Raw genomic sequence first — 19,246 nt, 5'->3', positions numbered from 1 at the left:
GTCGGAACCGAGGAGGCCGGGTGCCCGCACGTCCCGTGCTCTACGTGATCGCCTGCGGCGGACGCCCCGCCGCCGACCTGCCGGCCTTCGTCGAGCGGCTCCTCGGCGACGGCTGGACGGTCTGCGTCGTCGCGACGCCGTCCGGCACGAAGTTCATCGACGCCCCGCGGCTCGCCGCGCTGACGGGCTTCCCCGTCCGCTCCGACTACAAGCGGCCCGAGGAGCCCGACGTCCTGCCGCCCGCCGACGCGTTCGCCGTCGTCCCGGCGACGTTCAATACCGTCAACAAGTGGGCGCACGGCATCAGCGACACCCTCGCCCTCGGCCTGCTCAACGAGGCCGTCGGGCTGGGCCGCCCGATCGTCGCCGCCCCCTGGCCGAACGCGGCCCTCGCCCGCCACCCGGCCTTCCCGCGCAGTGTCGCCGACCTCCGCGCCTGGGGCGTCACCGTCCTGCTGAACCCGGACGCGCTGCCGAACCCCGACTCGGACGCACCGAGCGGAGCGACGTTCCCCTGGACGGACCTCCACGACCACCTGCTCTCGCTCCGCGCCGGTCTGACAGGAGGGTGACTCGGGCCACCGAACCGGCCGAAACCCGTCCGGACCCGGCGCAAGCTCCGCCCGCCCCCACGAACTCGCAGGCCAGAACCCCCATCGCGGGGCACGGCCCGGCGTAACGGGGCGCGACCGGTTCCGACACCCCGGAGAAACATCCCGTTCCTAGCTTCTGCGGTGCCCGCCGCCCCGCTAGGAAAGGAGCCGGGTTTGGATCTGGCCGAGAACCCGCAGATGGAGGACTACTCCCTGCGGTACACACCCAGCGCGTTCCGCACCTGGTCGCCGTGGATGGTGTTCCTGAGCTGCCTGGTGGGCCTGTCCGCCATGGCCGGATACGCGCTGGACGCCGCGTTCGTCAACGAGTTCGGCTTCGGCGGCTCGCTGCTGGGGTTCGCCGTCGCGAGCGTGGTCACGCTGCCGCTGACCATCGTGATCGCGTTCGCCATCACCCGAAGGCACATCGACATCGACCTGCTCACACGCGGTTCCGGGTTCGGCTACCTCGGCTCCACGGTGACCTCGCTGGTCTACGCGACCTACACGCTGATCTTCCTCGCCTACGAGGGCGCGATCATGGCGCAGGCGGTGACCGCGCTGTGCCACGTCGACGTCCACATCTCGTACGTGATCGTCTCCGCCGTGATGGTGCCGCTCACGCTCTACGGGATGACGTTCAGCTCGAAGTTCCAGGCGTGGACGTGGCCGCTGTGGATCCTGCTGATCGGCTTCGCCCTGGTCGTCGCGGCGACCTCCCCCTCCGCCGGCCACCACATGGTCCACCCGGTGACCGCGCACGGCGCGGTGGCCGCCGGCGGCATCACGCTGACCGCGGTGTTCACCATCGCCGCCGCCCAGCTGTCGTTCGCGGTGCAGATCGGTGAACAGGGCGACTACCTGCGGCTGATGCCCGACCCCGAGGGCGCGGCGGGGCGCCGCAGATGGCGGCTCGCGGTGCTGATGGGCGGTCCCGGCCTGTCCCTGTTCGCCATCCTCATCTTCTTCGCGTCCACGCTGCTCGTCGGCTACGCCGACACCGCGACGACGCCCGACCACGTCGCGGTCCCGGTCGACCTGTTCACGGTCGTGTACGAGCGGGCGGTCGGCGACCACACGGTGGCGCTCGTCCTCGCGGGCGTCCTGGTGCTGCTCTCCCAACTCAAGATCAACATCATGAACACCTACTCGGGCTCGCTGTCGTGGTCGAACTTCTTCTCCCGGCTGCTGCACCGGCACCCCGGCCGCGCGGTGTGGGTGATCCTCCAGGTCGCGCTCGCGCTGGTCCTGATGGAGATCGACATCTTCGCCCACATCGTCACCGTGCTGGCCTGGTACGCCAACATCGGCATCGCCTGGATCGCCGCCATGGCGTCCGACCTGGTCATCAACAAGCGGTGGCTGAAACTCAGCCCGCCCGAGGTGGAGTTCCGCCGCGCCCACCTGTACAACGTGAACCCGGTCGGCTTCGGCTCGATGGTCGCCGCCGCGGCCGTCTCGATCGTCGCCTACTACGGCGCGTTCGGCGCCACGGCCGCCGACCTGTCGCCCTTCATCGCCTTCGTCCTCGCGCTGGCCCTGCCGCCCCTCGTCGCCGCGGCCACCCGAGGCCGCTGGTACATCGCGCGGACGAGCGTCTTCCCCGACGGCGCCACCGAACTGCCCTGCGCGGTGTGCGGCGGCTCCTACGACGTCGTGGACATGGCCACCTGCCCGTTCCACCAGGGGCACATCTGCTCGCTGTGCTGCTCCACCGAGGGCTCCTGCCGGGACGCCTGCAAGCCCAGCGCCTGGCGCCCGCCCAAGGAACCGGTCCTGCTCGGCATGCCCGGCACGACCCCGTCCACCACCTCCCTCGAACAAGCCCCGGAGGCAATGCGATGACCGACGTCCTCACCGTCGTCGACATGCAGAACGGCTTCGTCCACCCGGACGGATCGCTGCCCACCCTCGGCATGGCCCTGGCCGACACCGGCCGCGCCGTGCGGCAGTGCGCCGCCGCGGTGGCCGCCGCCCGCGCCGCCGGGACGCCCGTGGTCTTCACCCGCCACGTCTACCGGCCCGGCCGTGCCGATGAGGGCGCCAATCTGGCCGGCGCCCACCCGGCCCTGGCCGAGATATCCGCCCTCGCCGCGGGCAGCTGGGACGCCGAGGTCGCCGACGAACTGGGCTGCGGCCCGGACGACCTGGTGGTGGACAAGGCCCGCTTCGACGCCTTCCTGTGGACGTCCCTCGACCCGCTCCTCCGCGGGCTCCGCGCCGATCACCTGCTCGTCTGCGGCGTCGTCACCAACGTCTGCGTGGAGTCCACCGTCCGCGCCGCCTACATGCGCGACTACCGCGTCACCGTGCTCGGCGACGCCTGCGCGGCCCTCACCCCGCGCCTCCACGAGATCGGCTTGGAGGTGATGCGCGACTGCGGCTTCGCCGAGATCACCACCGTCGCCGAGGCCCTAACCCCCGTCCCCACCCCCTGACCCCCGTCGACTTGTGGCGTGTCGTGGTTTTGGAGCGCTTCATAACCACGACACGCCACAACTCAACGGTGCGGGTGGTGTCAGGGGAGGTCGTGGGCGCCTGTTTTGATGGCGTGGACGAGTGTGGACCACGCGTGTGGGGTGAGTGCGAGGACGGGGCCGTTCGGGTCCTTGGAGTCTCGGACGGCGCACGCCGACGCCGAGCCGGCAACCTCTACGCAGTCGGCGCCCTGCGCTGAGTAGGAGCTCTTGTGCCAGACGAACAGGTCTTCCCTAGCCTTCATTTGCGCCAATATGCCGCTTTCGGTGCGGCCAAGCCAGTTCTGCGATCAAGTCGAGTGACTCATCGGCGCCGAGGGCTGTCATGGCGAGCTGGTTGAATGCGAGCGCGTAGTTGTGAACCTGGGCGTCGTCCTCGACGTAGAGGGCGCTGGTCAACCCGTCGAGGTAGATGACATCGGCCATGTGGCGCTCTGGAAACTCCATATGGGTGAACGCCCCAGTGAGGGCTGGATGCGCGCCCGCGCTGAGCGGAAGCACCTGCAGCATCACGTTGGGGAGCTCGGCCAGCGTGAGCAGATGCTCGCACTGCCGGGCCATGACGTCCGGGCCGCCGACGGCGCGCCGGAGCGCAGCCTCGTCGATGATCGACCAGATGCGCAGTGGTCCGGGCTCGTGCTTCTCAAGCAGCCTCTGCCGCGTCTTTCGCACCTCGACGCGGCGATCGATCTCTGAAGGAGGGGCGAACTGCATGAGGCCTACCCTGATGACCTCCCGGGCATACTCCTCAGTCTGCAGCAGGCCATTGACCATCTGGGCGTTGTAGCAGCGAAGGGATGCGGCCTCGGCCTCGAGCTCGATGTACGCGGCGTAGTCGGTGTGGATGGTGTCGGCGTACGCGTCCCACCAGCCGCGTTGGCGTGATGAGCGAGTCAAGGCGAGAAGCGCTTCGCGCTTTTCGGGTGTCGCCTCATAGAGGTCGCACAACTGGTTGACGTCCGCGATCTTGATGCCCTGCCCGGCTCGTTCGAGGCGGGAGAGCTTTGCCGCAGACCAGCGTCCCTCAGTCTGGGCCTGGAGCTGAGCGACGACCTGCTCCAGCCTGAGCGTCGACCGATCTCGTAGCCGGCGAAGCTCGGCGGCGAGCCGACGTTCGCGGATGGTGGGGCGGCGTTCAGGCATGGTCCGAGTCTGCCGTTCGGGGGCAGCGTAGGGGCGTGGAACGCCAAGATTCCTGAGGCTGGAGATGGAATTTTTCATTTCTGCTTGCAGAAGCTGCTCGATGAGGAGCACCATCCGGAGTGTTGTCATCACTCAGGGTGGCTGCGCGGGAACGAGTGGATGGTGATTTCCATGGGGTGTCTTGACGGCGACGAGAGCGGCGCGGCATGGGGGGCGGAGGTGATCCGGGGCGGGGGGTGCGTGGTGTGGGCGCTTCCCACGGACGCGACGTGCGCCGCGTTCGCTCGGGCGCGGGTGGGGGCGACGATGCGTGCGCTGCGGATGCCCGACGTGCTCGTCCGCGACGCGGCGACGATGGTGTCGGAGCTGGCGACCAACACCTACCGGCACGCGCCCGGGACCTCGGCGGAGCTGTACGCCTACCGGACGGGGGAGCGGGCGCGGATCGTCGTGAAGGTCTTCGACGGTGCGCCGTGGAAGGGCGCCGTCCGGCCGGGACCTCCCTCATCCCCGCTGGACGAGGGCGGGCGGGGGTTCGAGTTGGTGAAGGCGCTCGCGTGGGAGCACGGCGGGTTCTGGGGCGTGCACCGCAGCCGGTCCAGGCTGGCGTTCGCGCCCGTCGCCGGGAAGGCCGCCTACTTCGGGTTGCCGATGCCGGGCGTCGCGCTGCCCGTTCCGCGCAAGGATCCCGCCGAGGCGGCGCGGGAGCTGGAGGCGGCGCTCGGCGGGCGGGGGCTCCGGCCACTGCACCGGTGCGAGGGCTGGGGCATGGCGGTGCTGTCCGTGCGCGCGGAGATCACCGTGTGGGCGCGGCGGCACGGGTTCGTCGTCACGATGCCGTCCGTGGGGACCGTCCGGTATCCGCTGTGGGAGGTCACCGAGGTGGCCGAGGCGATCGTGCGGTGCGGTGAGGACCTCGACGCCCGGTGAGCCGGGCCCGCGGTGGGCGGGCCCGGCTCACCGTCATGCCTCGTCGGCGGCGGGCTCGTCGGTGTCCGGGGGGACGGGGCCGATGGGGCCGCTGATCGACACGATGGGGCTGCTCAGCTTCTCGCCGGAGCCGTCGCGGCGGCCGAGCGTCACGTTCAGCGTCGCGGGCTTGCCGTTCGCGGCGGCGGCGCGCAGCGGGGTCGGCGCCGCCCACGCCTGGAGCAGCACGTCCTCGCCCTTCAGGAACCGGTGCGCGCGGACGCCGCCGGTCGCGCGGCCCTTGGCCGGGAAGTCGGCGAAGTCGGCCAGCTTGATCGCGCCGGTCTGGGTGCCGGGCAGCGCCGCCGACGACCCGGAGATCGTGATCACCCGGGCCTCGCGCGCGGGGTCGAGGGCGCCGAACCACAGCACCCGGGCGCCGGCGCCCAGCTTGATGCCGGCCATGCCGCCGGCGGCGCGGCCCTGCGGCCGCACGTTGGACGCGGCGAAGTGCAGCAGCTGCGCGTCGGTGGTGATGAACACCAGGTGCTGGTCCTCCGCGAGGAGCTGGACGGCGCCGACGACTCGGTCGCCGTCCTTGAGCCCGATGACCTCGAACTCGTCGCGGTTGGCGGGGAAGTCCGGGACGACCCGCTTGACCACGCCCTGGGCGGTGCCGAGCGCGAGCCCGCCGCCCTCGTCGGTCAGGGCGGCGACGCCGACGACCGTTTCGTCCGGCTCCAGCTCGACGTACTCGGTCACCGGCGCGCCGCCCGCCAGGGACGGCGGCGTCGCCGACGGCGGCAGCGCGGGCAGGTCCAGGACGTCGATGCGGATCATCCGCCCGAACGAGGTCACCGCGCCGACCTGCCCGCGGGCCGTCGCCGGGACGACCGAGACCAGCACGTCGTGGGGGGCGCGCGGGCCGCTGTCGGGCAGCGGCTCGGGGCCGTGCGTGCGGGCCAGCAGCCCGGTGGACGACAGCAGCACCGTGCACGGGTCGTCCGCCACCTCGAGAGGGACGGCGGCCGCGGCGGTGTGGCCGGAGGACTCCAGCAGGATCGTCCGGCGCGGGGTCGTGTACTCGGAGGCGACCTCGCCGAGCTCCTTGGACACCAGACCGCGCAGCTTGCGCTCCGACTCCAGGATCGCGGTCAGCTTCGCGATCTCCTTGGCCAGCTGCTCCTTCTCCTTCTCCAGCTCGAGCCGGTCGTAGCGGGTGAGGCGGCGCAGCGGAGTGTCGAGGATGTACTGCGCCTGGATCTCCGACAGCTCGAAGATCTGCATCAGCCGCTGCTTGGCCTGCGCGGCGTCGTCGCTCTGCCGGATGACCTGGATGACCTCGTCGATGTTGAGCAGCGCGACCAGCAGTCCGTCGACGAGGTGGAGGCGGTCCTCGCGCTTCTTGCGGCGGAACATCGACCGGCGCCGCACGACCTCGATGCGGTGGTCGACGTACACCTGCAGCAGGTCGCGCAGGCCGAGCGTGCGCGGCCGGCCGTCGACGAGCGCGACGTTGTTGATGCCGAACGTCTCCTCCATCGGGGTGAGCCGGTAGAGGTCCTGCAGGACGGCCTCGGGGTTGAAGCCGTTCTTGATCTCGATGACCAGGCGCAGGCCGACGTTGCGGTCGGTGAGGTCCTTCAGGTCGGCGATGCCCTGGATCTTCTTGGCGTTGACCAGTTCCTTGATCTTGGCCTTGACGCGCTCCGGGCCGACCGCGTACGGCAGCTCGCTGACGACGATGCCCTTGCGGCGCGGCGTGACGTTCTCGATGGTCGTGGTGGCGCGGGTGCGGAACGTCCCGCGGCCCTTCTCGTAGGCGTCGCGGATGCCGTCCAGACCCACGATCATGCCGCCGGTGGGCAGGTCGGGGCCGGGCACGAAGCGCATCAGGTCGTCGAGGGTGGCGTCGGGGTGGTCGATCAGGTGCCGGGCCGCCGCGACGACCTCGCCGAGGTTGTGCGGGGCCATGTTGGTGGCCATCCCGACCGCGATCCCGGACGCGCCGTTCACCAGCAGGTTCGGGAACGCGGCGGGCAGCACCTCCGGCTCCTGCTCCTGGCCGTCGTAGTTCGGCCGGAAGTCGACGGTGTCCTCGTCGATGGAGGCGACCATCATCAGCGCCTCGCGGGACATGCGGGCCTCGGTGTACCGCATGGCGGCGGGCAGGTCGTCGCCGCCGAGCGAGCCGAAGTTGCCGTGCCCGTCGACCAATGGCATCCGCATCGCCCACGGCTGGGCCATCCGCACCATGGCGTCGTAGATCGCGCTGTCGCCGTGCGGGTGCAGCTTGCCCATGACCTCGCCGACGACGCGTGCGCACTTGACGTGCCCGCGGTCGGGGCGCAGCCCCATCTCGTTCATCGAGTACAGGATCCGCCGCTGGACGGGCTTCAGCCCGTCGCGGGCGTCGGGGAGCGCCCGCTGGTAGATCACCGAGTAGGCGTACTCGAGGTAGCTGCCGCGCATCTCCTCGGAGACGTCGACGTCGACGATGTTCTCCTCGAAGTCCGGCGGCGGGGGAGGGGCTTGGGATCCGCGTCGTGCCATGCCCCACATTGTGGCCGGTCCCGCCGACATCTTTCGCCCGCCCCACCGGATGGACCGCGGAATGGTTCCCGGGCCGGTCGCGGCGCACGATCCGGTCAGCGGCCGTGGCAGATTGGTCCCGGACGGTTTCCGCACGCGGCCGGCGCCCCGGCCGCCACCCCCGTGGAGGTATCCGATGAGCGCGCTGGCCGACTACCAGAACTCGATCTACCTGCAGGGACTCGGTGACGTGCGGCCGTCGCTGCCGACCGACCTGACGAAGCTGGAGGGGCTGGCCGAGGGCGTCCTGTCGGCGCAGGCGTTCGGATACGTCGCGGGATCGGCGGGCACCGAGGCCACCGCGCGCGCCAACCGGGACGCGTTCGACCGGTGGCGGATCGTCCCGCGGTTCCTGCGGGACGTCGCGCACCGCGACCTGTCGGTGGAGGTCCTCGGCACCGCGATGCCGTCGCCGATCCTGCTCGCGCCGATCGGCGTGCAGTCGATCATCCACCCGGACGGCGAGCTCGCCACCGCGCGCGCGGCGGGCGCCGAGGGCGTCCCGATGGTGCTGAGCACCGCGGCGTCGCACTCCATCGAGGAGGTCGCGGAGGCCAACGGCGACGGCGCGCCCCGCTGGTACCAGCTCTACTGGCCCAAGGACCGCGACCTCGCCGTCAGCTTCCTCGAGCGGGCCAGGGCGGCGGGGTACACGGCGCTCGTCGTCACGCTCGACACGTTCACGCTGGCGTGGCGGCCCCGCGACCTGGACCAGGCGTACCTGCCGTTCCTGCGCGGCATCGGTGTCGCGAACTACTTCAGCGACCCCGTCTTCCAGAAGGCGGTCGGCGGGCCCGTCACCGACGCCAACCGCGACACCGCACTCCTGCACTGGGTCGCCAACTTCGGCGACCCGTCCCTCACCTGGGGCGACCTGGCCTTCCTGCGGGACCACTGGGACGGGCCGATCGCGCTGAAGGGCGTCCAGCACCCCGACGACGCGCGCCGCGCGGTGGACGCGGGGATGGACGGCGTGATCGTGTCCAACCACGGCGGCCGGCAGGTCGACGGCGCCATCGCCTCGCTCGACGCGCTGCCCGGTGTGGTCGACGCCGTCCGCGATCGGGCCACGGTGCTGTTCGACAGCGGGATCCGCACCGGATCGGACGTCGCGAAGGCGCTCGCCCTCGGCGCCAAGGCGGTGCTGCTCGCGCGCCCGTACGCCTACGGTCTGGCGCTCGGCGGGCAGGCCGGCGTCCAGCACGTCCTGCGCTGCATCCAGGCGGAGCTGGAGCTGACCATGACGCTGTCCGGCGTCACCCGCCCGGACGAGCTTTCTCTGGAGACTCTGGTCCGCGCCTAGGCTCCTGCCCGGGTTCCTGTGTGGGCGGTGCATAGATCGCGTGGATGCGGGCCAGTCCCGCATCGATGGCGTGCGCGGCCGTTGCGTCGTCCAGCGCGAGCCGCTTGTACGGCGTGCCGTCATGGCGTCGGGCGATCGCGAGCCGCACGGATCCCACGTTGGCGCGCAACGCCTTGGCGTCGGGCCCGGCGGCACGGACGTGCGGCACCATCTCGCGTAGGACGTCCACGACATCGGCATGGTGCGGCCTGGTGCGGCTCACGAACCGGTGCAGCCGCAGCGGTCCGTCGATGGTGTCCAGTTCGGCGACGGAGTGTTCGAAGCGCGCGCGGGCGTGCGGTTCGTCCTTCATGACGTCGGTGAGAGCGGCCAGGCACTCGGCCGTACGGCGGCGCAGGACGTCCCTGGTGCGGAAGGGCAGGATCGCCCAAGCCGCCCCGACGCCGATGGCGCCGCCGACGAGGATGGCCTCGAGACGCGTCTGGAGGAGCGGGCCCGCGGACTGGCCGAAGTACGCGTACAGCAGCGACAGGGCGGCCGTGACGCCACCGGCCCAGTAGGCGTAGCTCCGCTGCCGCAACCATGCCGCCAGGCCCAGCACGACGAAGATGAGGACGACCGCGTCGGGGTCCCTCGGTGCGAACAACCCGGACGCCAGCGCGGCCAGGACCGTCCCACCGGCGGCGCCGAGCGCGCGCAGCAGACCCTTGTGGAGGGCGTCGCCGCGTCCTCGCGCTCCATTGCAGACGATGAACGCCGTCAGGACGACCCACGACCAGTGGTCCGGGAACAGCAGGTGTCCGACGGCGAACGCGGCGCACAGGGCGACGCCCATCTGCGCCGCCATGCGGGTGCTGGCGGGCAGCCGTCTGCTCGGGGCGGAAGCGCGGGCGGGGGCGGCGGCCTCGATGCGGCCGATGCGCCAGGGGCGCTCCACGGCGACCTGGACGGCCGTGACCCAGAAGTAGGGGATGAGCGCCACCACGGGCGCCCACAGCAGGTGCGTCGACGGCGCGCCGGGCGCGCCGTGGGGGATGACGAGCAGGGCGATCGCTGGGAGCATCATCAGCGTGCCGGCCTTGGTGAAGCGGGGCCCGAAGCGGCGGATCCAGACCCCGGACGTGACGAGCGCGGCGAACGCGGCGTCCCCCGCGAACGCGTCGTCGCGCATGAGGATGCCGAGGGCGACCGACACCAGGGCGACGGCGGGCATGACGGCGAACCCGATCAGGCGGTCCGGCAGGCGGGCGCCGCGATGCCCCCTGGAAAGGGTGACGGACAGCACGACGGCCTGCATGACGGCGTCGGTGTGCAGGTGCGCCGCGTGCTCCAGCACCAGCGCCGACCCGAAGGACGCCAGGACGGCGGTCATCGTGGTGGCGGCGACGCCGATCGGCGCCTTCGCGGCGCCGAGAACTCCGACCGTGCCGGCCGTCATGGTCCACCTCCGGTGATTAGTAAGGGATAGCGTAACATTATGGCGAGCGATCGGCCCGAGGTGCCGAGGGAAGCGGTGGTGGAGATCCGCCGCGGGGTGATGCGGATGGCGCGCCGGATGCGCTCGTCGCGCTCCCCGGACGCGCTGAGCAGCAACAAGCTGATCGTGCTCGGCCACCTGGCCCGCAACGGGCCCAGTACGGCCGGCGAGGTGGCGGCCGCCGAAGGGCAGCGCCCGCAGTCGCTGACCAGGGTCTTCGCGGAGCTCGAGGAGTCCGGGCTGATCGTCCGCACGCGCGACGAGCGGGACCGCCGGCAGGCCGTGCTGACCATCACCCGGGCCGGGGGCGAGGTGCTCAGGCGCGATCTCGACGAGCGCGACGCCTGGCTCGCCGAGGCGCTCGGCGAGCTCGGCGAGACCGAGCTCGAGGTGTTGCGGCTCGCCGCCCGGCTGATGGATCGGCTGACAGAATAGTTCGCTAGTACTTACTATATTGAGAGCGGCGATCCCGGGTAAGGAGACGCGCATGCGCTGGCCCGATCACGCCATCTGGTGGCACGTCTACCCGCTCGGCTTCACCGGCGCCGAACGCGCCGCCCTCCCGCCCGGCTCCCCGCCCGGTCCGCCCCCGCACCGGCTGGAGCGGATCACCGGATGGCTCGACCACCTGGTGGCGCTCGGCTGCAACGGCCTCGCCCTCGGGCCGGTGTTCGCGTCCGAGACCCACGGCTACGACACCGTCGACCACTTCCGCGTCGACCCGCGCCTCGGCGACGAGGACGACCTGCTGCGGCTCGTCGAGGCGGCGTCGGGACGCGGCGTCCGGGTGCTGCTCGACGGGGTCTTCAACCATGTCGGACGGGGCTTCCCGCGCTTCGCCGACGTGCGGGCGAGGGGCGGCGCGTCGCCGTACGCGGGATGGTTCGTCCCCGACGGCGACGGCGACTTCCGCACGTTCGAGGGCCACCACAAGCTCGTCGCGCTCGACCACGACGAGCCGGCGGTCGCCGACTACGCGGTCGAGGTCATGAACCACTGGCTGGAGCGCGGCATCGACGGATGGCGCCTCGACGCCGCGTACGCCGTCCCGGCGGAGTTCTGGCGGACGGTGAGCGACCGCGTCCGCGCGCGCTTCCCCGACGCATGGCTCCTGGGGGAGGTCATCCACGGCGACTATGCGGGCTTCGTGGAACGCAGCGGACTCGACTCCGTCACCCAGTACGAACTATGGAAGGCCATCTGGAGCTCCCTGAACGACCGCAACTTCTTCGAACTGGCCCATGCGCTCACCCGCCACGACGGGATGCTCGGCACGTTCGTCCCGCAGACCTTCGTCGGCAACCACGACGTAACGCGCGTCGCCAGCCGCCTCGACGACGAGCGCCACCTCGCCCACGCGCTCGTGGTCCTCCTCACCACGGCCGGCGTCCCATCCGTCTACGCCGGTGACGAGTTCGCCTTTCACGGCGTCAAGGAGGAACGCGAAGGCGGCGACGACGCCATACGTCCCGCCTTCCCTGCACGCTCTGACGAAACGCCCGGTTACGGTACTCCCCACCACCGGCTCCACCAGGACCTCATAGGCGTGAGGCGCCGCCACCCATGGCTCGTCCGCGCGCACACGCAGGTCGCCACCTTGACCAATACGGCCCTCTCTTACACAGTGGGGCAGGGCGATGAGCGCCTGGGCGTCGTCCTCAACGTGGCCGACGAGCCCGCCAAGGCCGACCTTCCCGCCGCCGGTTGGACCCGCATCGCCGGTGACGCCGACTTCCACGGCGAAGGCGCCGTGATCCCGCCCCGAGGCTGGGCCATCGCGCACCCATGACAGATGTCATGGCCGACCCCTGCGAACCTCACGGCCCCCACCTGACGTCCGTGACTGCACGCGGAGATCGCCCGTCGGCAGCATGGAACCCATGAAGGGACACGTGATCGAGGTACGCGACCTGCAGCTGAACGAGGCCGTGCGAGACGTCTCGTTCACCGTGGCGGAAGGCGAGGTGTACGCCCTGCTCGGCCGGTACGGCTCGGGCAAGACGACCCTGCTGGAGATGCTCGCCGGGCTGCGGCGACCCACCGGCGGGACCGTCCGCGTCCGCGGCGCCGACCCCTACACCGACCGCGACGCCGCCCGGTCCGGGACCGTCTGGCGCGACGGCGGCCTGTTCCCGGGGCTGACCGTCGCCGAGATCATCGACACCTGGCGGCGCTGGACCCTCGACCCGATCACCCGCGACGAGGCGCTCCGCCTCGCCCGCCTCACCGGCTGCGCCGACGTCCCCTTCGAACGGCTCGACCCGGGCCGGCGGCGCCTGCTCGACCTCGCGCTCGCCCTCATCGGCCGCTCCGACGTGCTCTTCCTCGACGAGCCCACCACCGGGCTCGACGAGGCCGCCGCGCGCGAGGTCTGGTCCGTGCTGCTCCTGCTGGCCGCGCACGGCAGCACCGTCGTGATCACCACCCGCGACACCGGCGAGGCGTGCCGCGCCGACCGGGTCGGCGTGCTCGACGACGGCCGCCTGGTCACCGGGCGCGCCTCCGACCGGCTCGGCGCCGCCGCCCGGCACGCCCCGCACGCCGCCTGACCGGCGCCGGGAGCGTGGACGACGGCGGCGGCAGCCCGCTCCAGCGCGCGCTCGGCGGGATCGTCCCCGCCCACCTGCACCGGCGGCGCCCGCATCCCTTGACACCCGCATACTCTGGGCGCGTGCAGCCGAGGATCCCGCGCCCCACCGCCATCGCCGCGATCATCGTGGGGATGACGGCGGTCACCCTGGCCGGGCTCCTCCTGCCCGCGCTCTGGTACGAGGCCTTCGACCGCCACGACCCGGCGCGCGTCGCGCTCTCCGCGGCCGGCGTCGCCGTCGCGTTCGCGCTCTACGCCCGGCTGCTGTGGCTCAACATGATGCGCCGCACCGCCCCGGGACACCGCTTCGGGCTGGCCGCGATCGCCGCGATCTGCTGGACGCTGCCGCTCCTCGGCGTCGGCCACGGCTGGGGCAACGCCCTCCTCGTCCCGGCCGGGCTGATCGCGGTCGTCCTGCCGCTCCGGCAGGCGATCCCGGTGGCGGCCGCCGCGGCCGTCCTCACCCCCGTCTACGGCGTCCTCCTCGGCCTGCCCGCGCTGAGCGTCCTCTACGAGATGGTCGGCGTGCCGCTCACCGCCTTCTCCGGATACGTCCAGGTATGGCTGTTCCATGTCGTCCAGGAACTGCGGGAGGCGCGCGCCGAAGTGGCCCGGTCCGCGGTCGGTGAGGAGCGCCTCCGCTTCGCCCGCGACCTGCACGACGTCCTCGGCCACAGCCTCCAGGCCGTCGCGCTCCGCGCCGAGGTCGCCGAACGCTACCTCGACCGCGATCCAGGGCGCGTCCGCAAGGAGCTCACCGAGATCCAGACGATGGCGCGCGACTCCGTCCGCGACGTCCGCGAGGTCGTCCGCGGCTACCGTGCCACGTCCCTGCGCACCGAACTGGACGGGATGTCCGCCGTCCTGCGCGCCGCCGGCATCCGCTGCGACCGGCCCGAGGTGTCCCCGGAACTCCCCGCCCACGTGCACGAACCCCTCGGCTGGGTCGCGCGGGAGGCCGCCACCAACGTGCTGCGGCACTCCAGCGCCACCTGGTGCGAGATCACCGTCCGCGCCGACGGCGAGCGCGTCCACGTGGAGATCGTCAACGACGGCGCCCCGCGCCGCGCCGCCGGCGACTCCGGCAGCGGCCTCACCGGCCTCGCCGAGCGGATCGCCGCCGCCGGCGGCCGCTTCAGCGCCGGCCCGGCCGGCGACGGGACCTTCCGGGTGACCGCCGCGGTCCCCGCGGCGAGGGGAGAGGCATGATCCGCGTCCTGCTGGCCGACGACCACCTGCTGATCAGGGAGGCCCTCGTCCTGCTGCTGGAGACCGAGGACGGCATCGAGGTCGCGGCCGACGTCGGCCGCGGCGACGAGGCCGTCGACCGCGCCCTCGCCCTCAAGCCCGACGTCGCCGTCCTCGACATCGACATGCCGGGACTGGACGGCCTCAGCGCCGCCGAACGCCTCTCCCGCGACCTCCCCGGCTGCCGCCTGGTGATCGTCACCGCGCACGGCCGGCCCGGCAACCTGCGCCGCGCGATGGCCGCCGGCGTCCGCGGGTTCCTCGGCAAGGACGCCCCCGGCGCCCGGCTCGCCGAGGTCATCCGCCAGGTCGCCGCCGGCGCCCGCTACATCGACCCGCAGCTCGCCGCCGACGCCCTCGCCGCCGAGGAATGCCCTCTCACCCCCCGCGAACTCGACACCCTGCGCGCCGCCGCCGACGGCGCCCCCGTCTCCCGCATCGCCCGCACGCTCGGCCTGTCCGAGGGCACCGTCCGCAACTACCTGTCCGCCGCCGTCACCAAGCTCGGCGTCCACAACCGCCACGCCGCCGTCACCACCGCCCGCGACCTGGGCTGGCTATAGGGACACCCCAACCCCCCGCCGGCCCCACACCCACGCCGTACGGCTCCTCCCGGTGCACAGGCCGGGCGCGGACCCCGCAGGGAACGATGGACATAACGCTCCTCGTCATCAACGGTGCGGACCCCCGCAGGGAACGGAGTCCCTTCGGGGCAGCGGCCACCTCGGGCGCGTATCCATCTAAAACACGCATCCGCATTCAGGACGCGGGGCCTATTGGAGGCGGCCCCTCCGGGTTCGGGTTCCTGCCGGGGCATGCCGTTCAAGGCGCGGATCTTTCGCGGGACGAGCTCGGCGGGCGCAGCCCTTTCGGGACCGGGTCCATGCAGGGGGGGCGGATCATCGGGTCCGGGTCCGGGTCAGCGGCGGGCCAGGAGCAGGGAGCCGCGCTTGGTCACCGGCAGCGGGGTCGGGAGGCGGGCCGCGGCCTCGGCGGCCTGCGGACGGGGGACGTGGCGGGCGATCAGGTAGTCGCGGATCGCGGCCCGGTCGGGGAGCGTGATCAGCGGGGCGTCCCAGCGCTCCACCTCCACCTCGCCGAACACCTCGCACACGTGCTCGGGCGCGTCCTCCGCGTCGAAGGACGACGGCTCGGGCCGCCAGACCGGCGCCAGCTCCGGGCTGTCGGTCCGGCAGATCGCCGAGACCAGCAGCGTCCCGCCCGGCGCGAGCACCCGCCGCGCCTCGCGCAGGGCGAGGCGCGGCTCGTCCAGGTGGTACAGCATGTTGACCGCGACGGCGGCGTCGAACGCACCGTCACGGAACGGCAGGCGCAGCGCGTCCGCCCGCACGCGCAGGCCGGAGTGGGCGCACAGCAGCGTCGCGGACGCGTCCAGCCCCACCAGCCGGAACGGCGGCGGGTCGGGGAGGGCGCGGCGGAGCGCGCCCTCCCCGCAGCCGATGTCCAGCACCCGGGACGCCTCGGCCGCCACCAGCTTGGCGGCGATGTGGTCGTGCAGGCTCCGCGCCCCGATCAGGTACCGCCGGGTGACCTGCGCGGCGAGGCGGAACCGCTCCGGGTCGGCGTCGTAGTCGGGCGACAGGGCCATACGTTGAGTCTGCCCAGCGGGACTTACGGGATGCGTCGTCAGGCGGTGGTGCCGCCGTCGACGACCATGTCGTGACCGACCAGATAGGCCGACTCGTCGGACGCCAGCCACAGGACGGCCTCCGCGACCTCGGACGGGTCGCTCGGGCGCCCCGCCGGGATCGAGGCCTTCAGCCGGGCGTCGCGCTGCGCTCTCGTCTCGCCCGGCCGCAGCGACATGGGGGTGTCGCTGGCTCCGGGGCTGACCGCGTTGACGCGCACCCCGTCGGCGATGTGGTCGATCGCCGCGGTCCGGGTCAGGATGCTGACGCCGGCCTTGGACGCGGCGTACGCGGCCAGCCCGGGCCTGCGCCCGTGCACCCCGATGTTGGACGCGATGTTCACGATCGTCCCGCCGCCGTGCGCGCGCATATGGGCGATCTCGTGCTTCATCGACAGGAACACGCCGGTCAGGTTCACGTCGATGACCGTCCGCCAGGCGTCGTCGTCGATCTCGGCGACGGGGCCGATCGCGCCGAAGGTCCCGGCGTTGTTGACCGCGACGTGCAGGCCGCCATGGCGGTGGACGACGGAGGAGACCATGGCGGCGGCGTCCTCGGAGACGGTCACGTCGGCGACCATATGGTCGGCGCGTCCGCCCCCGGCCCGGACCTCCTCAGCGGCCCGCACGAGGGACTCCTCGTCACGTCCGGCCAGGACCACCGTGGCGCCCTCTCCGGCGAACGCGCGGGCGGTCACCCTGCCGATCGCGCCGGCGCCCCCGGTGACGAGGACGACCCGATCGGCGAAGCGTGCTCTCATGACATCTCCAATTTCCAGAACGATCGGTCTCGAATTCGGTGAAAAAAGTTCGCATGCCTCAGCGCCAAGCCCGAAGGCGGGGCCGCAGGGGGCTGCCAGGCCTGGAAGATCAGTGCCGAGGCGGGTCAGTGCGGGGGTTCAGTGCGGGAGCGGCGTCACTGCGTGGGCGGGTTCAGTGCGGGGGCGGGGTCACTGCGAGGGCGGCGTCACGCCGTCGGCGACCGCGTGTGCGGAGCAGCAGCAGCGGCGGCGGGTGGTGGCGGTGCGGGTGGTGCGGTAGGGCGCTCGACCGGTCGGGCAGCGTTGGTCCTTCTGCCTGCGCTTGCCCCCCGGGAGGCTGAGCAGGGGTCATGTCAGGAGGGCTCGGGCTTGCTGGGCGGCGTCGCGAATGCGGGACTCCTCCGCGGGGGCCCGGCCGAGGACGCGCATGCCTTGGAAGATCACCAGGAGCAGCCGGGCGAGCGCGCGCGGGTCGGCGTCCGCGGGCAGCTCACCCTGCATGCGGGCGCGGGTCAGCGCCGACGTCAGGGACGCCTCGAGGAAGCTCCAGCTCGCCTCGACGAGCCGGGCCGCCTCGGCGTCCCGGGCCGCCAACTCGACCGCCGTGTTCACCACGAGGCAGCCGAGGCGCGGGCGCTCCCGGCCGGCCTCGTCGGCGTAGCGGTCGATCAGCGCGCGGACGGCGGGCAGGACCGGGCCGGGCCGCGACAGCGCTTCGGCGATCCTCGGGTCGGTCGTCTCGAGGTAGCGCTCGAGCGCCCGCAGGAACAGCTCGCGCTTGCCGCCGAACGTCGCGTAGACGCTCGCACGGGCGATGCCGAGGCGCTCGACGAGATCGGCCATGGAGGTAGCCGCGTACCCGCGCTCCCAGAACAGCTCCAGCGCCTGCTGCAACGCCACGTCCGGATCGAACTCCTTGGTCCGTGCCATGCACATGACCGTACGGCTATCGAGAACGACCGGTCAAATATCAGGCGTCCGAGCGCGCCGGGACGGGGGGACGGTCGAGGTCCAGCGTGTCCAGCACCGAGCCGTCGGCCGCGAGCGCCTCAAGGACGGGGCCGCGCCGGGCGCCCCAGACGACGACGATGTGCCCGTGCGCGGGCACGTCCAGGAACCGCTTGCCCACCCGGACCCGGGTCACCTCGGCCGAGGCCCGCAGTCGCGCCTCGTTCACCCATTTCGCGCCCCAGGGCAGTAGCCGGTTGGCGTTCCGGACGGTCCGCCCCGTGCCGTACTTGTACAGGTAGCGGCCCATCTCGCCGGACGAGCGGCGCACCAGCGGCTCGTAGGGCGCAGAGCCGCCGCCTCCGCCCAGGCCCATCCACTCGCCGTCGCGCCGATGGAACGTCCGTCCCTCGATGAACGGGTCGACGCCGGTCCCGCTCCACTGGTGTAGGAACGTTACAACGGCGACGTCGCCGTCCATATCGAGGCCGAGCGGAAGGAAGTCCCGTTCCTCGTCGAAGGTGTCGGGGGCGGGATCGGGCATGCCGTCCCGAAGGAGCCGCAGGCACTCCTCATGCACCTCGTGGTCGTTCATGTTCGGGGGACCTCTGATCGTGCAGGCAGGGCGAGGGGCCCTCCCGCGAGAGGGCCCCGACGTTCGACTCACTCTAGAGGTCCGCCTCGTCTGGTTTCACCCATCTGGCGTACTCCCGTCGATGCTTTGCCATCTGCCCTTCATTGCCCCGTCGCTCGTACCCCGCACCTGTATCGACCTCGCATCCGCCGAGGTCTGGGCGCTTTGACCCGTTTGTCGGGGCCGTCGCGCACGCTCCGCGCACCCTCGCACACCGTCCCTTCCGTCGCGCTCCGGCCTTCCTTCGCCAGCCCGCCGTCCATGCCTCGCAGCGCGCCCCGCGCGCGTTCGCGTGCCTGGACGCCTGGACGCCTGGACGCCTGGACGCTCAGCGCGTGTGCGCCTGAGTCGCGCGGCGTCCAAGCTTCGCAGGGTGCTTCACGCGCGTTTCGGGCGCCAGGGGGCTCCGCGCGCCAAGGCGTCAGGGCGCCAGGGTGCTCCGCACGCTTTCGCGCGCCCTGGCGCGATCTTGGGCCGCCGTGCTCTTCCACGGTGCTCATGCGCGTCGGGCGTTCGCGGCCGCCGGGTGGCCCTCGTCGGTACCGGCGGGCTGTGGAGCCGTCGAGACGGGGCGCAGGGCGCGGGCGGCGAGGACCGCGCAGGCGCATGCGAGCGGCAGCTCCAGCCCGGCGGCCATCGCCACGGCCAGAGCGCGCTCCGCGCCCGGACCGGAGGTCAGGACGTCGAACCACGCGTCCATGGCCAGGAGGGCGCCGGTGGCGGCGGCGGTCAGGCCGTGCCGCGGGTCCCGCCGCGCGAGCAGCGCCCCGGTGCCGAGGAGCCCGGCGGCGATCAGCGCGTCCAGCCCGACCCAGGCCGCCGACCAGTTCGACACGTGCGTGCTGGACGGCAGCGCGCGAGCCAGGACGAACATCCACGGCACCAGCACGGCGCCGCCGGCGGCGAAGCCCGACCCGATCCAA

General features: G+C 72.4%; 19 protein-coding genes. 10 read left to right on the top strand and 9 right to left on the bottom strand.

The window, feature by feature from the left end:
* Positions 1–20: 20 nt before the first annotated feature.
* The 3 genes from F8568_RS07185 (at position 21) to F8568_RS07175 (ending at position 3,031) form a co-directional block, all read left to right on the top strand.
* A complete protein-coding gene (locus F8568_RS07185; RefSeq protein ID WP_151592671.1) occupies positions 21–572 on the top strand; it encodes a flavoprotein in 552 nt (183 codons plus the stop codon).
* A gap of 195 nt (positions 573–767) precedes the next feature.
* The gene (locus F8568_RS07180; RefSeq protein WP_151592669.1) at positions 768–2,438 is read left to right on the top strand and encodes a purine-cytosine permease family protein; all 1,671 of its coding nucleotides are present in this window, start codon (positions 768–770) and stop codon (positions 2,436–2,438) included.
* Positions 2,435–3,031, top strand: a complete 597-nt coding sequence (locus tag F8568_RS07175; protein WP_151592667.1) for an isochorismatase family cysteine hydrolase — start codon at positions 2,435–2,437, stop codon at positions 3,029–3,031. The genes F8568_RS07180 and F8568_RS07175 overlap by 4 nt, the downstream gene beginning before the upstream one ends.
* A gap of 80 nt (positions 3,032–3,111) precedes the next feature.
* On the opposite strand, the gene F8568_RS07170 is transcribed toward F8568_RS07175, so the two are convergent.
* Positions 3,112–3,315: a DUF397 domain-containing protein gene (locus F8568_RS07170; protein ID WP_151592665.1), complete on the bottom strand. Its 204-nt coding sequence runs from the start codon at positions 3,313–3,315 to the stop codon at positions 3,112–3,114.
* On the bottom strand, positions 3,305–4,327 hold the full coding sequence (locus F8568_RS07165; RefSeq protein WP_236008479.1) for a helix-turn-helix domain-containing protein: 1,023 nt from the start codon (positions 4,325–4,327) through the stop codon (positions 3,305–3,307). The genes F8568_RS07170 and F8568_RS07165 overlap by 11 nt, the downstream gene beginning before the upstream one ends.
* A gap of 57 nt (positions 4,328–4,384) precedes the next feature.
* On the opposite strand from F8568_RS07165, the gene F8568_RS07160 reads away from it, so the two are divergent.
* Positions 4,385–5,143, top strand: a complete 759-nt coding sequence (locus tag F8568_RS07160) for an ATP-binding protein (RefSeq protein ID WP_160573536.1) — start codon at positions 4,385–4,387, stop codon at positions 5,141–5,143.
* Positions 5,144–5,176: 33 nt separating this feature from the next.
* On the opposite strand, the gene F8568_RS07155 is transcribed toward F8568_RS07160, so the two are convergent.
* Positions 5,177–7,675, bottom strand: a complete 2,499-nt coding sequence (locus F8568_RS07155; RefSeq protein ID WP_151592661.1) for a DNA gyrase/topoisomerase IV subunit A — start codon at positions 7,673–7,675, stop codon at positions 5,177–5,179.
* Positions 7,676–7,850: 175 nt separating this feature from the next.
* Here F8568_RS07155 and F8568_RS07150 point away from each other — a divergent pair, with 175 nt between their 5' ends.
* Positions 7,851–9,017 carry a lactate 2-monooxygenase gene (locus F8568_RS07150; RefSeq protein ID WP_151592659.1) on the top strand — a complete coding sequence of 389 codons (1,167 nt, stop codon included), beginning with the start codon at positions 7,851–7,853 and terminating at the stop codon, positions 9,015–9,017.
* On the opposite strand, the gene F8568_RS07145 is transcribed toward F8568_RS07150, so the two are convergent.
* A complete protein-coding gene (locus tag F8568_RS07145; protein WP_151592657.1) occupies positions 8,971–10,455 on the bottom strand; it encodes an FUSC family protein in 1,485 nt (494 codons plus the stop codon). The two genes, F8568_RS07150 and F8568_RS07145, sit on opposite strands and share 47 nt — an antisense overlap.
* A gap of 39 nt (positions 10,456–10,494) precedes the next feature.
* Here F8568_RS07145 and F8568_RS07140 point away from each other — a divergent pair, with 39 nt between their 5' ends.
* From F8568_RS07140 to F8568_RS07120, 5 genes are all read left to right on the top strand, one after another.
* A complete protein-coding gene (locus F8568_RS07140) occupies positions 10,495–10,929 on the top strand; it encodes a MarR family winged helix-turn-helix transcriptional regulator (protein WP_202124578.1) in 435 nt (144 codons plus the stop codon).
* 52 nt (positions 10,930–10,981) lie between these two features.
* A complete protein-coding gene (locus F8568_RS07135) occupies positions 10,982–12,283 on the top strand; it encodes an alpha-amylase family protein (RefSeq protein WP_151592655.1) in 1,302 nt (433 codons plus the stop codon).
* 91 nt (positions 12,284–12,374) lie between these two features.
* Positions 12,375–13,043 (top strand): ATP-binding cassette domain-containing protein, encoded by a 669-nt coding sequence (locus F8568_RS07130; protein ID WP_151592653.1) that lies wholly within the window; start codon positions 12,375–12,377, stop codon positions 13,041–13,043.
* Between the two features lie 122 nt (positions 13,044–13,165).
* The gene (locus F8568_RS07125; RefSeq protein WP_151592651.1) at positions 13,166–14,293 is read left to right on the top strand and encodes a sensor histidine kinase; all 1,128 of its coding nucleotides are present in this window, start codon (positions 13,166–13,168) and stop codon (positions 14,291–14,293) included.
* Positions 14,290–14,895, top strand: a complete 606-nt coding sequence (locus F8568_RS07120) for a response regulator transcription factor (protein ID WP_151592649.1) — start codon at positions 14,290–14,292, stop codon at positions 14,893–14,895. The genes F8568_RS07125 and F8568_RS07120 overlap by 4 nt, the downstream gene beginning before the upstream one ends.
* A gap of 356 nt (positions 14,896–15,251) precedes the next feature.
* Here the strand turns inward: F8568_RS07120 and F8568_RS07115 are convergent, their stop codons facing one another.
* From F8568_RS07115 to F8568_RS07095, 5 genes are all read right to left on the bottom strand, one after another.
* Positions 15,252–15,941, bottom strand: a complete 690-nt coding sequence (locus F8568_RS07115) for a class I SAM-dependent methyltransferase (RefSeq protein WP_151592646.1) — start codon at positions 15,939–15,941, stop codon at positions 15,252–15,254.
* A 38-nt stretch (positions 15,942–15,979) separates the two neighbouring features.
* The gene (locus F8568_RS07110; protein WP_151592644.1) at positions 15,980–16,741 is read right to left on the bottom strand and encodes an SDR family NAD(P)-dependent oxidoreductase; all 762 of its coding nucleotides are present in this window, start codon (positions 16,739–16,741) and stop codon (positions 15,980–15,982) included.
* Between the two features lie 348 nt (positions 16,742–17,089).
* Positions 17,090–17,671, bottom strand: coding sequence for a TetR/AcrR family transcriptional regulator (locus tag F8568_RS07105; protein WP_151592635.1), 582 nt, complete (start codon positions 17,669–17,671; stop codon positions 17,090–17,092).
* A 40-nt stretch (positions 17,672–17,711) separates the two neighbouring features.
* Complete coding sequence (locus F8568_RS07100; protein WP_151592633.1) at positions 17,712–18,284, bottom strand: hypothetical protein; 573 nt, start codon at positions 18,282–18,284, stop codon at positions 17,712–17,714.
* 535 nt (positions 18,285–18,819) lie between these two features.
* Entirely contained in the window at positions 18,820–19,197 is a 378-nt protein-coding gene (locus F8568_RS07095) for a hypothetical protein (RefSeq protein WP_202124577.1), read from the bottom strand.
* Positions 19,198–19,246 lie beyond the last annotated feature (49 nt).

Source organism: Actinomadura physcomitrii, assembly GCF_008923205.2.
Taxonomy (GTDB): Bacteria; Actinomycetota; Actinomycetes; order Streptosporangiales; family Streptosporangiaceae; genus Spirillospora; species Spirillospora physcomitrii.
The sequence above is the reverse complement of the archived record's forward strand: the minus strand, read 5'-3'. Positions and strand labels throughout refer to the sequence as shown.

What these genes read in the sequence shown, in the direction of transcription:
- F8568_RS07175 (WP_151592667.1), top strand. Translation starts at nt 2,435, where the DNA reads ATGACCGACGTCCTCACCGTCGTCGACATGCAGAACGGCTTCGTCCAC.
- F8568_RS07170 (WP_151592665.1), bottom strand. Translation starts at nt 3,315, where the DNA reads ATGAAGGCTAGGGAAGACCTGTTCGTCTGGCACAAGAGCTCCTACTCA.
- F8568_RS07165 (WP_236008479.1), bottom strand. Translation starts at nt 4,327, where the DNA reads ATGGTGCTCCTCATCGAGCAGCTTCTGCAAGCAGAAATGAAAAATTCC.
- F8568_RS07160 (WP_160573536.1), top strand. Translation starts at nt 4,385, where the DNA reads ATGGGGTGTCTTGACGGCGACGAGAGCGGCGCGGCATGGGGGGCGGAG.
- F8568_RS07155 (WP_151592661.1), bottom strand. Translation starts at nt 7,675, where the DNA reads ATGGCACGACGCGGATCCCAAGCCCCTCCCCCGCCGCCGGACTTCGAG.
- F8568_RS07150 (WP_151592659.1), top strand. Translation starts at nt 7,851, where the DNA reads ATGAGCGCGCTGGCCGACTACCAGAACTCGATCTACCTGCAGGGACTC.
- F8568_RS07145 (WP_151592657.1), bottom strand. Translation starts at nt 10,455, where the DNA reads ATGACGGCCGGCACGGTCGGAGTTCTCGGCGCCGCGAAGGCGCCGATC.
- F8568_RS07140 (WP_202124578.1), top strand. Translation starts at nt 10,495, where the DNA reads ATGGCGAGCGATCGGCCCGAGGTGCCGAGGGAAGCGGTGGTGGAGATC.
- F8568_RS07135 (WP_151592655.1), top strand. Translation starts at nt 10,982, where the DNA reads ATGCGCTGGCCCGATCACGCCATCTGGTGGCACGTCTACCCGCTCGGC.
- F8568_RS07130 (WP_151592653.1), top strand. Translation starts at nt 12,375, where the DNA reads ATGAAGGGACACGTGATCGAGGTACGCGACCTGCAGCTGAACGAGGCC.
- F8568_RS07120 (WP_151592649.1), top strand. Translation starts at nt 14,290, where the DNA reads ATGATCCGCGTCCTGCTGGCCGACGACCACCTGCTGATCAGGGAGGCC.
- F8568_RS07115 (WP_151592646.1), bottom strand. Translation starts at nt 15,941, where the DNA reads ATGGCCCTGTCGCCCGACTACGACGCCGACCCGGAGCGGTTCCGCCTC.
- F8568_RS07110 (WP_151592644.1), bottom strand. Translation starts at nt 16,741, where the DNA reads ATGAGAGCACGCTTCGCCGATCGGGTCGTCCTCGTCACCGGGGGCGCC.
- F8568_RS07105 (WP_151592635.1), bottom strand. Translation starts at nt 17,671, where the DNA reads ATGGCACGGACCAAGGAGTTCGATCCGGACGTGGCGTTGCAGCAGGCG.
- F8568_RS07100 (WP_151592633.1), bottom strand. Translation starts at nt 18,284, where the DNA reads ATGAACGACCACGAGGTGCATGAGGAGTGCCTGCGGCTCCTTCGGGAC.
- F8568_RS07095 (WP_202124577.1), bottom strand. Translation starts at nt 19,197, where the DNA reads ATGTTCGTCCTGGCTCGCGCGCTGCCGTCCAGCACGCACGTGTCGAAC.